The following is a 12429-nucleotide window of genomic DNA, read 5'->3' as shown; positions in this document are numbered from 1 at the left end:
GCCGGCCCTCGGTCAGCGGGCGCAGTCCAGGCGGCCGAGGTCGACGGCGTCGGCCAGGGCCCGCATTCCCTTGTCGTCGGGGTGCAGATGGTCGCCGCCGTCGAAGAAGGGCAGGATCCGCTCGGGGTCGTAGGGGCTGCGCAGGGCGCGGTCGAAGTCGGTCACGGCGTCGACGTCATGGCTGGTGCGCAGGTACCGGTTGACCTCCTGGCGTACGGTCTCGGCGGCCGGGTCCCATTCGGGCCAGCCCTTGAACGGGCCGACCGTGGCGGCGACGACGCATTTTCCGGCCGCGTGGGCCCGGCGTGCGATCTCCCGGTACCCGGCGATCAGATCGGCCGCGGTGACGCCGGTGTGCGCCTTGATGTCGTTCACGCCCTCGAAGAGGAAGACGGTGCGCACGCCGGGCAGGGACAGCACGTCCCGGTCCAGCCGGTGCAGGGCGCTCTGCCCGGCGCCGTCCGCGAGGACCTTGTTGCCCGAGATCCCTTCGTCGGCGACGCCCTTGATGCGGGTCCGGGCGGTGATCAGGCGGCGCGCGAGGTAGTCGGGCCAGCGGCGGTTCCGGTCGCCGGTGGACTGCCAGCCGTCGGTGATCGAGTCTCCGAGCGCGGCCACGGCCCGGGTGGCCGCACGGGACGGCCGTACGGACACGGCGTCGAGATACCACCAGGAGCCGGTCGTCCGCGTCCAGTCGGTGTCGCTCTCCTCGGCGGTGTGATCGCCCTGGCCGGTGTACGACGTCTGCATCGCCGTCCCGTGGCCGCCGGCCGGGCCGGCCGCGTCCGGGGTGTGCAGGCTGACGGCGAGGTCGGTGCCGGCGGGGACGCTGCCGGGCAGCGGATCGCTCCAGGCCAGGGCGCCCGCGGGCACGGTGACCGTGCGGGAGCCGCCGAAGGTCAGCCGCCGGTTGCTGCCGGGACGCAGGGCGGCGCCGTGGTCGCGCAGGCCGGCCCAGACGCTGTCCAGGGTCAGCGGGCGGTCGCCGAAGGCGTTGGTGACACGGACGCGCAGGCCGCTGCCGCCGACACTGGTGTGCACGATCAGCCGGTAGTCCGCGTCCGCCGTACCCGCGCCGACCCGGTCCGCGCTCGCCGCCCAGGTGACGACCCCGGAGGCGCGGGTGGCGGTGGCGGGCAGGGGTTCGGCCGCTTGGGCGGGTGCGGACTGGCAGACGGAGGCGGTCAGCAGGGCGGCGACGGCGCGGCAGCCGCGTCCGATCGGGCCGCTCACCGGGCGAAGTCCCGGAGCGTGACGGACTCGCCGGGGCGTATGCGGACGGTCCGGGACTGCCCTGCGTTTCCCACGGAGGTCATGGTCCCGCCGATGCTGCGGATGCGCACCTCGGTGGGTGTCCCGTTGCGCCAGTGGAGGTCGACGACGGACCCGCCGCGGGCCCCGGCCCCGGTCACCGGGCCGGCCGCCGCCCAGGCGTCCGGCAGGGCCGGCAGGGCCGGCAGGGCCGGCAGCAGTGCGAGGTGCCCCGGGCGGGAGTACAGCACGGCCGCCGCAAGAGGTTCCGCCGCCTCATCTCCGGCATGCCGGTGTCCAGGCTGCGGGCCCGGCTGGTCAGCATGGCGGCCGAACGTGGCATCCCCGTCATCGCCGTCGACCCGGCCTACACCAGCAAGTGGGGCGCCCAGCACGGGCAGAAGCCCCTCACCACCACGAACAGCAAGCCCACTCGCCACGACGCTGCCGCCGTGGCGATCGGCAGGCGCGCCCTGGGACACCCGATCCGGCGACGGACGGCACCGCCCCGCACCCACCAGAGCGATGGGTGCGGGCATCGGACCGTCCAGGCCGCACCGGTGGCCCCAGAGCGTGAGGCCCTGTTCATCAGCGGCCTCCGGCCGCGGGCCGCCCCGCGTCCCCGGACCATGGACACGATCCGGTACAGCGGTCCGTACGACGGTGACGTCAGTGCCGGGCGGCCGGCGTGTTGGCGACAGTGACGTTGACCGCGGCCCACGCGCTGTCCACCGTCTTGTACTCGGTGCTGTTCGCGCCGTACAGGTCCTTGGCCGCCTGCAGGGTCGCGAAGCGCGCCTGGTGGAAGTCGGTCGTGGAGACCATGTAGCGGGTGAGCGCACGGTAGAAGATGGCGGTGGCCTTGGCGCGGCCGATGCCCTTGACCGTGGCGTGGTCGTAGGTCGGCGAGTCGTAGGCGACGCCGTTGATCGTCTTCTTGCCGCTGCCCTCGGCGAGAAGGTAGTAGGCGTGCGAGGAGACACCGGAGCCCGCGTGCACCTCGGTGTAGTAGGCGTCCGGCGACCAGTAGTCGATGGTGTGCTCAAGCTTGTCGAGCGACGGGTGGTCGAGGCGGCGCAGGAACTTCTGCGCGAGGCCCAGCTTCTCGCCGATCAGGTAGTCCGGCGTGTCCTTGGGGTTGTTGGCGTAGAACTCGACGTTCGAGCCGAAGATGTCCGCGAGGGACTCGTTCAGCGCACCGGGTTCGCCGTATTGGTTGCCCTTGGCGTCGACGAAGGTCGGCTCCAGCTTCGCGGTCGCGTCGACCACGCCGTGGGTCAGCTCGTGGCCGGTGACGTCGAGGACGACGAGCGGCTTCTTGAAGGTCTTGCCGTCGCCGTCGCCGTACAGCATGCAGGTGCAGGTCGGGTCCCAGAAGGCGTTGGCGACCTTGCTGCCCCAGTGGACCATGCCCTGGGCGGCCTTGCTGTTGTTCGCGATGCCCTTGCGGCCGAAGGCGGCCTTGTAGAAGTCCAGGGTCTTGGTGATGCCGTACTGGGCGTCCGCGGCGGCGCTGGCCCGGTTGCTCGTGGTGCCGTTGCCCCACACGTCGGTCGTGCTGGTGAACGCCGTGCCCGCGCTGAACTTCTCGGTGTACGTGCCCTTGGCGTCACGTGTCTCGGTGCCGTACCGGCTCGGGTCCTTGAGCCGGTAGTGGCCCTTGGAGGTGGCCGTGGTGGTCAGGCCGACGCTGCCCACGAAGAGGGTCTTGCCGGTGCCCTTCGCGGGCGAGGGGTACGTGGTGGCACCGGAGACGCCGGAGCCGAGCAGGCCGGCCTCGGGCGCGCCGGAGGCGGTGCCGGTGGCCGGGTCGAGCGTCTCGCCTCGCCCCCGCAGGTCGGCGAGCAGTTTCGGCGACAGGAACTCGTCGCTGTCGGGCGTGTTGCTGCGCACCTTGCCGGTGACGGCGTCGACGACGACGGTGCTGGTGCCCTGCTGGTCGGTCACCGTCACCTGGTAGGCGAGGGCGGCGGCGCCGTCGCGCGCGTCGACCACGAGCTGGGCGCTGCCCGCCTCACCCTTGGCGGCCTGAGCGGCCTTGGCCGCGGCCTGGTCCGCAGTCAGCCTGGCCCGGGAGGTGGCCGGCGCTACGGCGTGGTCGGCCGCGCGAGTCACGCCCGTGTAGGCCAGCGCGCGGTCGAGGTGGACGACGAGGTCGCCGCCGAGCACGGGCATGCCGTTGTGGCTCCGGATGAAGCGGACGTGCCGGGCTCCCTCGGGGTCGATCATCACGTCCTGGGCGTGCAGTTCGTCGCCCTGCGAGACGCCGGTCGCCGAGGCGTGCGCGAAGGCCGCGGTCTGCGCCGCCCTCACCACCGCCGAGGCGTTCGTGCCGGCGGACGCGACAGGCCGCTCCACCCCCGTGCCGGAGCCCGCGAAAGCCGTACCGGCCAGGCCCGTGGCAGCGGTCGTCACCGCGATGGCAACGGCGACGCTGCGTATGTGCGGTCTACGCACTGATCAGGGTTCCTTCGTTCGAAGGCGGCCGGGATGGCCAACCGCCTTGAGACATGGTGCTGTTGGGCACCACGGGGGCTGGTCGGGCCCCGGGGACAACCCTTACGGATCAGTCATGTCCACGTAAAGACGGAATGATCTATTTCGTGAACTTCTATGTAATTCCTTTACGAAAGGGCGCCACGGAGTGATCACAATCTGATCAACTGTGTGTCGGCTGTGGAGACGTGGCGTCAATCCCTTAGGTTCCAGGGCCGGAATGTGACCGATGTCGCATCACATGTCGTACGGACGGGAGTGGGTGCCGGATGGTGTCAGCAAGGGTGGGGCAAGGTGCGGTCCTCGGCGCGATCGCGCTGTCGCTTCTCGCGGTTCCGGCACGGGCCGCGACGGCGGAGCCGGACACGCCGAGGGGAGCCTCGCTCGCGGCGCCCGACACCCGGGGGGTGGCCGCGGCGCTGAAGTCGTCGGTGGACGCGGGCGCGCCGGGCGCCATGGCACTGATCGACGACCACGGCACGACGTACAAGGTGGCCCGCGGCCTCGCCGACCGCGACACCCGGCGGGCCCTCACCACCGACGACCGGTTCCGTATCGGCAGCGTCACCAAGACCTTCTCGGCCGTCGTCCTGCTCCAGCTCGCCGACGAACACCGGCTGGCACTCGACGCGCCGGTCAACCACTATCTGCCGAAGCTGCTGCCGGACGACCGGATCACCGTCCGCCAGGTGCTCGGCCACCGGAGCGGGCTGTACGACTACACCAATGACATGTTCGCCGACAGCGTCGCCGGCTTCGAGGCGGTACGGAACAAGGTCTTCACCTACCGTCAGCTGGTCGAACTCTCCCTGAAGAAGCCCCGCACCAACGCACCCGGCGCCGCCTATTCCTACTCCAACACCAACTTCGTCATCGCCGGGATGCTCATCGAGAAGCTCACGGGTCAGTCCGTGCGGACCGCGTACGAGGACCGCATCTTCAAGCCCCTCAAGCTGCACGACACGTTCTACGTCCACCCCGAGACCACGATCCCCGGCCGGTACGCCCACGGCTACCTCACCCCCGACACCGCCGGTGAGCCGCTGGTCGACGCCACCGTCCAGACCGTGTCCTGGGCACAGAGCGCGGGGGCGATCATCTCCAGCGCGCGGGATCTGGACACGTTCTACTCCGCGCTACTGAGCGGCAGGCTGGTGTCCGCCGCGCGGCTGGCCGAGATGGAGCGGTTCAGCGCGGTGAACGCGACGACGGCGTACGGGCTCGGGCTGCGGCGGCGGGCGCTGTCGTGCGGCGTGTTCGTGTACGGGCACACCGGCATCGTGCAGGGGTACTCCACGTATGCCTTCGCCACGAAGGACGGTTCGCGCAGTGTCGCGGCTGTCGCCGACACGTCCAACAACGGGGAGGTGGCCAGTGCGATGGGAGGTGTGCTGGAGTCCGCGTTCTGCGGGGCGTCGAAGTCGGCCAAGGGGTTGGGGTCGGCAAGCGGGGAACTCCTCCATGAGGGCTAGGCGTTGACCCCGATGTGACCAGTGAGCTTGTCGCCGGGGGCAATGTGCCGCTGCCCGGTGGCGTGCTGCGGCTTCGGGTGGCCGGCGACTTCGATGTGTCCGCTCTCGTCACCGGGGTGGACGGCAAGGTCGGCTCCGATGGCGACTTCGTGTTCTACAACCAGCCACAGGCGCCCGGTGTCCGGCTGCTCGGTGACGCCCTGGCCGTCGAGCCGGGGCGGCTGCGGGCCGGGGCGTGCCGGGTCACCGTCGTCGTGAGTGCCGCCGAGCCGGGGACGCCGCTCGGACGGTTGCCCGCTCCCCGGCTTGAGATCACGGACGCCTCCGGTCGTACGGTGGCCCGGTTCGTGCCGCCGCGGCCCGGTTCGGAGACCGTGCTGCTGCTCGCCGAGCTGTATCTGCGGCCCGGCACCGGGTGGAAGCTGCGGGCGATCGGGCAGGGGTACGCCGACGGGCTGGCCGGGCTCGCCCGGGACTTCGGGGTGGAGGTCGGCGAGGACGGCTCCACCACCGAGGACAGCTCCCCCGCCGATGCCGACTTCCTTCGGCTGGTCAACTCCGCACGTACGCAAGCCGGTTCGGTGCGCATCGCGCTCGAACCGCGTCTCGTGTCAGCCGCGCGGTCGCATGCGCGGGCCATGGCGGACGCCGGGCGGCTGGGGGCCGAGGGGCGGGACGGGGTGTCGGTGCATCAGCGGATCACCGGGGCCGGGTACGCGTACATCAGGGTCGGGGAGCATCTGGTCTCGGGGCCGCGCACTCCGGCCGAGTTCGTGGAGTACTGCCTGGGATCGGAGCGGTCCCGGCGGATCCTGCTCGATCCCGGGTTCCGGCATGCCGCCCTCGCCCACGCCGACGCCGGGGACCGGTACTGGACCGCCTTGTGGGCCGCTCCGCTGACCCCGGAGGCGCTGGACCGCGCGGCCGCCGAGGTCCTCGCGCTCACCAACACCGAGCGCCGGCGGGCCGGGCTGGCCCCGCTGGCAGCAGATCCACAGCTCACGGCCGCCGCGCAGGCGCACTGTGCGGACATGGTGGCCCGGGACTTCTACGACCATGTCTCCCCCGGCGGCGCCCAGCCGTGGGACCGGGCCGCCGCGGCGGGTTCCCGGCTGCGGACGATCGGCGAGAACATCGCCTGCGGCCAGCGCAGTGCCGCCGAGGTCGTGGCGGGCTGGATGAACAGCCCCGGGCACCGGGCCAACATCCTCAAGCGGGAGTTCGGCCATATCGGCGTCGGCTTCGCGGGCGGCGGCCGGGCGGGCACCTACTGGTGCCAGCTGTTCGGTGGCTGACCGGCCACTTTGCGTGATCTTGGCGGAACGACTGCTTCCGGGACACCATGCCCGGCATGAAGGGTGATCTCTTTTCCAGTGCGCACGTGGTGCAGCCGGCCATGGCGCCGGGCATGTCCGTCGAGAACGCCAAGTGCCTCCGCTACGCGGTGAGCGGCGAGATGTACGCTCGCCAGGGCTCGATGGTCGCCTACCGGGGCGACCTGAAGTTCGAGCGCAAGGGCCAGGGCGTCGGCGGCATGCTGAAGCGTGCGGTCACCGGTGAGGGGCTGCCCCTCATGGCGGTGCGCGGGCAGGGCGAGGCCTGGTTCGCGCACGAGGCGCAGAACTGCTTCATCGTCGAGGTCGAAGCGGGTGACCGGTTCACCGTCAACGGGCGCAACGTGCTGTGCTTCGACCCCTCGTTGTCGTATGAGATCAAGACGGTGAAGGGGTCGGGCATCGCCGGCGGCGGGCTGTTCAACAGCGTGTTCAGCGGGCAGGGCCGGCTCGGTCTGGTCTGCGAGGGCAATCCGCTGGTCATCCCGGTCTCCGCGCAGGCCCCGGTGTACGTCGACACGGACGCGGTGGTCGGCTGGACCGCGCAGCTGCAGACCTCGCTGCACCGCTCCCAGTCCATCGGGTCGATGCTGCGCGGCGGTTCGGGCGAGGCCGTACAGCTGATGCTCCAGGGCGAGGGCTTCGTCGTGGTGCGACCGAGCGAGGCGACCCCGCAGAAGGCCCAGCAGCACTGAGGCGGCGCGCCCCTCAGCACGTGATCCGCGTCGCACGGGCAACCTCCGTCGCCGTACGCGCGTCTTGACCGGCAACAGAGCGATGCGCCCCGGCTCCCGGGCCGGGGCATCTTTTCGACCCCCTATACACGGGATGTATACATGGCATCTATACATGTCGTGTATAGAAAGGTGCGTATGTACGGCAAGGCTTTCGCCCCGGAGTACCAGGGCGCCCTGACCTCCCTCTCCGTGAACTCCTCGCTGGTCGACGTGCTGGCCGAGGCCACCGAGCGGCTGCGTGAGGCCGAGCGGGCCGGGCGCCTCGGCGAGGCCGCCCGCTGTGGGCTCGCCGTCGCCGAGGCCCAGCGTCGGCTCGGCCGGATCGAGGACGCGGACCGGGCCTGGAAGGCGAGTTACCGCGCCGCCCGCCAGGCAGGCGACACCGGCGCGATGGCGTGGGCGCTGTGGAGCGGCGGCACCCTCGCCCGGCAGCGCGGCGCGTTTCCGCTCGCCTGGCGGCTGCTCGGGCTCGCCGCCGACCTCGGTGAGCGCGGCGGGGACGTGGTGGTGCGCGGCTATTCGCTGGCGGGACTGGCGGAGACCGGCCGCATCCAGGGCGACTACGCGGCGGTGGGCCGGCTGCACGAGCAGCTGCTGGCCGAGGCCCGCCGGCGCGGGGAGGCCCGGCACACGGTATGGGCGCTGGAGGGCATCGCACAGATGCACCGCAACACCGGGGACTTCGACCGGGCGTACGCACAGTTCGAGGAGGCGGCCCGGATAGCCGAGCGGGCCGAGGACCGGCGGGGGCACGCCTGGGCGCTGCGCGGGCTCGCCGACATCCTCTCGGTCCGCGACAAGGACACCGAGGGTGCCCTGGAGCTGCTCTCCCGGGCTGAGGCCGGCTGCCGCGCGATGAATCTGTCCAGCGCGCTCGCCTACAACCACAAGATGCGCGGCAACGTCCTCTACCGCGCCGGGCGTTACGCCGAGGCGCGAAAGCTGTACGAGCTGGCGCTGGAGGAGTTCCGCGCGATGGGCGAACCGCGCGGCACGGCGCTGGCCCGGCTGGGGCTGGCCAAGTCGCTGGCTCAGCTCGGCCGGGACCGCGCCGAGACGGCGGCCGAACTCGCCGATCTGGCCCGGATGCTGGAGCGCGGCGGGCTCAAGCACGCGCGGGAGATGGTGGCCCGCGCCCAGGAGGAGTTCGGCCTCGGCATGGAGGACGAGCGATGACCGCCGTACAAGCTCCGCCCCGCGCACCCGAAAACCTCGCCCCCCGTCGGGACCTGACGCAGCCGGCACCCGAGGAGCTCGGTGCCGGCTTGGAGGACGTGCGATGACCGCTGTACAAGCTCCGCCTCGCGCGCCCGCAGTCCTCGCTCGCTGCCGGGAGTTGGTGCGGCCGGCGCTGGAGGAGGCGGTGGGCGGGATGCATCCGTGGGTGGCCGAGATGTCCGCGTACTCCTTCGGCTGGTGCGAGGTCGGCGGGGCGCCCGCGGCCGCGCCGGGCGGCAAGGGGGTACGGCAGGCGCTCGCGGTGCTCGGCGCCGAGGCGGCGGGCGCCGACGGCCGGGCCGGCGTACCGGCGGCGGTGGCGGTGGAACTGGTGCACGCCTTCTCGCTGCTGCACGACGACATCATGGACGGTGACGGCACCCGGCGCCGCCGCCCGGCCGTGTGGCGGGCCTACGGCACCGGACCGGCCGTACTCGCCGGGGATGCCCTGTTCGCCCTCGCAGTGGAGACCCTGGCCACGGCGGCGGGCGGTCCTGGCGCCCTGCGGCTGCTGTCTGCGGCCCTCGCCGACCTGGTGCGCGGGCAGGCAGACGACCTGCTGTTCGCCGCCCGGCCGCACGCCGGCCCGCAGCGGGTGACGCCCGAGGAGTACCGGGCGATGGCGGAGGGCAAGACCGGCGCGCTGCTGGGCTGCGCCCTCGCGCTGGGCGCCGCGCTCGGCGGGGCGCCCGAGGCCACGGTCGGCGTGCTGACACGGGCCGGCCGGCACCTCGGCATCGCCTTCCAGCTGGTCGACGACGTGCTGGGCATCTGGGGCGATCCGGCCGTCACCGGCAAGCCGGCGGACGGCGATCTGCGGATGCGAAAGATGACATACCCGGTGCTGGTCGCGCTCGGTTCCCCAGTGGCCGGCCGGCTGCCCGCACTGCTCGGCCGGCCGGAGCGAGCCACGGAAGCGGCCGCGCTGATCGAGGCGGCGGGCGGCCGTTCAGCGGCGCTGGCCGAAGCGCGGGCGCACACGGCCGCCGCACGGGCGCTGCTCGCCGAAGCACCGCTGGCCGCCGGAGCCGCCGGACAGCTGCGCACGCTGCTGGACCATCTGGCGGACCGTGAGCTGTGAGCTCCTCGGGGCCGGTGGCGAAACGGTGTTGACCTGGGGAGTCCGGGCGGGTGAGGGTGCCAGGGGCGCGGTTCCCACACCCCGCGCCGGAAGGGTGAAGCACCTTGATCGGCATCTCGGACATCGAAGCCGCCGCGGAACGGATCGCCGGGCACGTGGTACGGACGCCGACCGTACCGAGCCCGGGGCTGGCCGCGCTGCTCGGCGCCCCGGTCACCACCAAGCTCGAACTCCTCCAGCGCACGGGCTCGTTCAAGGCACGCGGGGCCACGGCGAAGCTGCTGTCGCTGAGCGAGGCCGAGCGGGCGGCCGGCGTGGTCGCGGTCAGCGGCGGCAACCACGGCATCGCCCTCGCGGTGATGGCGGCGGCCCTCGATGTGAAGGCGACCGTGGTGATGCCCCGGACCGCTCCCGCGCGTTCCGTCGAACTCGCCGAGGCGGCCGGGGCGTCGGTGCGGCTGACCGACGGCATGGGCAGCGCGTTCGAGCTGGTGCTCCGGCTGCGGGACGAGGGGCTGACCCTGGTCCACCCGTTCGACGACCCGGTCGTGATCGCCGGACAGGGCACCGTGGGGCTGGAGTTCGCCGAGGACGCGCGGGAGCTGACGGATGTGATCGTCAGCATCGGCGGCGGAGGCCTGATCGCCGGAGTGGCGGCCGCGCTGCGTGCCCGGCGCCCGGATGTGCGGGTGTGGGGCGTGGAGACGGCGGGTGCCGAGGCGATGTCGGCCGCGCTGAAGGCCGGCGGTCCACTGCAGGTGCCGGTGTCCTCGCTCGTCACCACACTGAGCGCGCCGTCCGTGTCCCAGCTGACCTACGACCATGTCTCCGCGCTGGTGGAGGAGGTGCTCGTGGTGCCGGACCGGGAGGCGGTGCAGGGCTGTCTGGACCTCGCCGAGCACGCCAAGGTGTGGGCCGAGCCGGCCGCGGGCTGTCTGCTGCCGGCGGCCCGGCACGTGCTGGCCCGGGTCGGCGACGGCGCCCGGCTGGGCCTCGTGGTGTGCGGCGGCAACACGACACCCCGGGAACTCATGGGATGGGCCGATGAGTTCGGGCTGAGGTGAGCGTCCGCGGAGCAGGGGGTGCGCGTCCCGGAATCCGCTGAGCCGGGGGCGCGTCCCGGAATCCATGGAAAAAGGGGCGCATCCGGGATTTCTTTGAACGCACCCCCACGCGCCCCGCGTACCCCTGGGAGACACGGAACAGGGGTTTCAGCGAGGGATGACCATGGTCAAGGCGCACGTCTCCGCACACGAGTTGGTCGCCGGACGGTACCGGCTGCTGGAGGTCTTCGCCCGCGAGACGAACCGCCTGTGGTGGTACGCCGAGGACGTGACGGCGGACCAGCCCCGGCTGGTGGCCCAGACCGCCCTGCCGGAGCCGTTCACCGACGACACCGTGCGCCGGGTCACGGCCCGGGTCGTCCGGACCTCGGAGACCATGCGGCTGCTGCGCCCCGCCCAGATCGCCGCGGTCGTGGACGCCGTGGTGGAGGCCGGCACCCTGTGGACGGTCACCGAGTGGATCGACGGCACACCGCTCTCCGAACTCCTCGACCGTGAGGGGGCGTTCGAGCCGGCGCGCTCGGCCCGGATCGGCCTGGAGCTGCTCGACGTGCTCCAGGCCGCGCACGACGAGGGCATCACCCATGGCGAGCTCAGTCCCGGCCAGGTCTTCGTCCCGGAGGGCGGCCCGGTGATCGTCACCGGGTTCGGGCTGGCCGGAGCGACCCTGGTGCCCCGGCTCACGGCACCGTCGTACGCCTCGCCGGAGCAGGCCCGCGACGAGCGGATCGGCCCGGCCGCCGACCTGTGGGCGCTGGGCGCGCTGCTGTACACGATGGTGGAGGGCCGGCCGCCGTTCCGGGACCGGGGCAGGCCCGAGGCCACCTTGAAGGCCGTGGACCGGCTGCCGCTGCGCACCCCGCTGCGCGCGGGCCCGCTCCACCAGGCCGTGCAGGGGCTGCTGCGGAAGAGCTCGCGGGAGCGGCTGACCCGGCAGGTGGTCCGCGCGGCCCTGACCCGGGCGCTGGACGGCGACGGCGAGGCGGACCAGCTGACGGCCCCCGTGCCCCGGCTGCGCGGTGTCCACCCGAGCGTGCGGCTCCCCGGCGGGGTGCACGCCAGACGGGTGCTGGCCGCCGGCAGCGCGCTGGCCGTGGTCACCGTGGCCGTCACCGCCCTGGCCGTCACCCATCAGCTGCCGGGCACCGGCACCGCCCACGCGCCGGACCGGCCCGTCACCTCTGCCGCACCGGTCACCCCGTCCGCCCCGGCCGAGCGGCCCTCCGCTTCCGCGAAGCCCACGCCCACCCCCACGCCGACCGCGTCGGCGACGGCGACGGCGACGGCGACGGCCCCGACCGCGCTGCCCGCCGGATACCACCGCTACACGGCTCCGGAGGGCTTCTCGGTGGCGCTGCCGGACGGCTGGAAGCGGCTCGTCACCACACGCGCCACGGACTCCTACCGCATCACCTTCGGCACGGGCGGCTCCTCCCCCACGCTCGCCGTCACCTACAGCGAGCACGCCGGCCCGGACCCGGTCGCCATCTGGCAGGACGACGTCGAACCGCACCTGGAGCGGCTCCCCGGCTACCAGGACGTGGCCGACGCACATGCCACGACCTATCGGGGCCACAAGGCCGCCGACCTGGAGTGGCTGTCGGGGACGGGGAGCGCCCGGGTGCACACCTTCGGGCGCGGCTTCCTGCTCGGCGGCGGGCGCAGCTTCTCACTGCGTTTCACCACCCCGGCCGCGACCTGGGACGACGCCGCGAACCGGCTGGCGCTGAAGACGTTCCTGGCGACGTTCCGCGAGCCGCGGGGCTGACCGGTGCC

9 protein-coding genes and 2 pseudogenes are annotated in these 12429 nt (G+C 72.8%); 8 read left to right on the top strand and 3 right to left on the bottom strand.

Features of this window, described 5'->3' with window-relative positions; all coding sequences use genetic code 11:
* Positions 1-12 precede the first annotated feature (12 nt).
* Both LE548_RS08745 and LE548_RS08740 read right to left on the bottom strand, forming a co-directional pair.
* Positions 13-1233: an SGNH/GDSL hydrolase family protein gene (locus LE548_RS08745; RefSeq protein WP_225096083.1), complete on the bottom strand. Its 1221-nt coding sequence runs from the start codon at positions 1231-1233 to the stop codon at positions 13-15.
* Positions 1230-1502: pseudogene (locus tag LE548_RS08740) on the bottom strand (glycoside hydrolase family 95-like protein); the annotation flags it as partial. The gene LE548_RS08745 and the pseudogene LE548_RS08740, both read right to left, overlap by 4 nt.
* Between LE548_RS08740 and LE548_RS08735 the strand changes: the two are divergent.
* Positions 1497-1955 (top strand): annotated as a pseudogene (locus tag LE548_RS08735) (transposase); the annotation flags it as partial. The pseudogenes LE548_RS08740 and LE548_RS08735 sit on opposite strands and share 6 nt — an antisense overlap.
* Here the strand turns inward: LE548_RS08735 and LE548_RS08730 are convergent.
* Complete coding sequence (locus LE548_RS08730; protein ID WP_225096082.1) at positions 1921-3708, bottom strand: M4 family metallopeptidase; 1788 nt, start codon at positions 3706-3708, stop codon at positions 1921-1923. The pseudogene LE548_RS08735 and the gene LE548_RS08730 overlap by 35 nt on opposite strands.
* Before the next feature lie 308 nt (positions 3709-4016).
* Here LE548_RS08730 and LE548_RS08725 point away from each other — a divergent pair, with 308 nt between their 5' ends.
* The 7 genes from LE548_RS08725 to LE548_RS08695 all read left to right on the top strand — a co-directional run bounded on the left by LE548_RS08725 (position 4017) and on the right by LE548_RS08695 (position 12421).
* On the top strand, positions 4017-5219 hold the full coding sequence (locus LE548_RS08725; protein WP_225096081.1) for a serine hydrolase: 1203 nt from the start codon (positions 4017-4019) through the stop codon (positions 5217-5219).
* A gap of 14 nt (positions 5220-5233) precedes the next feature.
* The gene (locus LE548_RS08720; RefSeq protein ID WP_225096080.1) at positions 5234-6514 is read left to right on the top strand and encodes a CAP domain-containing protein; all 1281 of its coding nucleotides are present in this window, start codon (positions 5234-5236) and stop codon (positions 6512-6514) included.
* Between the two features lie 56 nt (positions 6515-6570).
* Entirely contained in the window at positions 6571-7248 is a 678-nt protein-coding gene (locus LE548_RS08715; RefSeq protein WP_225096079.1) for an AIM24 family protein, read from the top strand.
* Positions 7249-7425: 177 nt separating this feature from the next.
* The gene (locus LE548_RS08710; RefSeq protein WP_225096078.1) at positions 7426-8466 is read left to right on the top strand and encodes a tetratricopeptide repeat protein; all 1041 of its coding nucleotides are present in this window, start codon (positions 7426-7428) and stop codon (positions 8464-8466) included.
* A gap of 103 nt (positions 8467-8569) precedes the next feature.
* Complete coding sequence (locus LE548_RS08705; RefSeq protein WP_225096077.1) at positions 8570-9589, top strand: polyprenyl synthetase family protein; 1020 nt, start codon at positions 8570-8572, stop codon at positions 9587-9589.
* 104 nt (positions 9590-9693) lie between these two features.
* The gene (locus LE548_RS08700) at positions 9694-10653 is read left to right on the top strand and encodes a threonine/serine dehydratase (protein ID WP_225096076.1); all 960 of its coding nucleotides are present in this window, start codon (positions 9694-9696) and stop codon (positions 10651-10653) included.
* Between the two features lie 157 nt (positions 10654-10810).
* A complete protein-coding gene (locus LE548_RS08695) occupies positions 10811-12421 on the top strand; it encodes a protein kinase (RefSeq protein WP_225096075.1) in 1611 nt (536 codons plus the stop codon).
* Positions 12422-12429: the final 8 nt, after the last annotated feature.

It is taken from the genome of Streptomyces sp. CoH27, assembly GCF_020181035.1.
Classification (GTDB): Bacteria; Actinomycetota; Actinomycetes; order Streptomycetales; family Streptomycetaceae; genus Streptomyces; species Streptomyces camelliae.
The sequence above is the reverse complement of the archived record's forward strand: the minus strand, read 5'-3'. Positions and strand labels throughout refer to the sequence as shown.

Bases quoted from the DNA above. Each gene is read 5' to 3' on its own strand.
- LE548_RS08725 (WP_225096081.1), top strand. From the start codon at position 4,017: ATGGTGTCAGCAAGGGTGGGGCAAGGTGCGGTCCTCGGCGCGATCGCG.
- LE548_RS08715 (WP_225096079.1), top strand. From the start codon at position 6,571: ATGAAGGGTGATCTCTTTTCCAGTGCGCACGTGGTGCAGCCGGCCATG.
- LE548_RS08710 (WP_225096078.1), top strand. From the start codon at position 7,426: ATGTACGGCAAGGCTTTCGCCCCGGAGTACCAGGGCGCCCTGACCTCC.
- LE548_RS08705 (WP_225096077.1), top strand. From the start codon at position 8,570: ATGACCGCTGTACAAGCTCCGCCTCGCGCGCCCGCAGTCCTCGCTCGC.
- LE548_RS08695 (WP_225096075.1), top strand. From the start codon at position 10,811: ATGACCATGGTCAAGGCGCACGTCTCCGCACACGAGTTGGTCGCCGGA.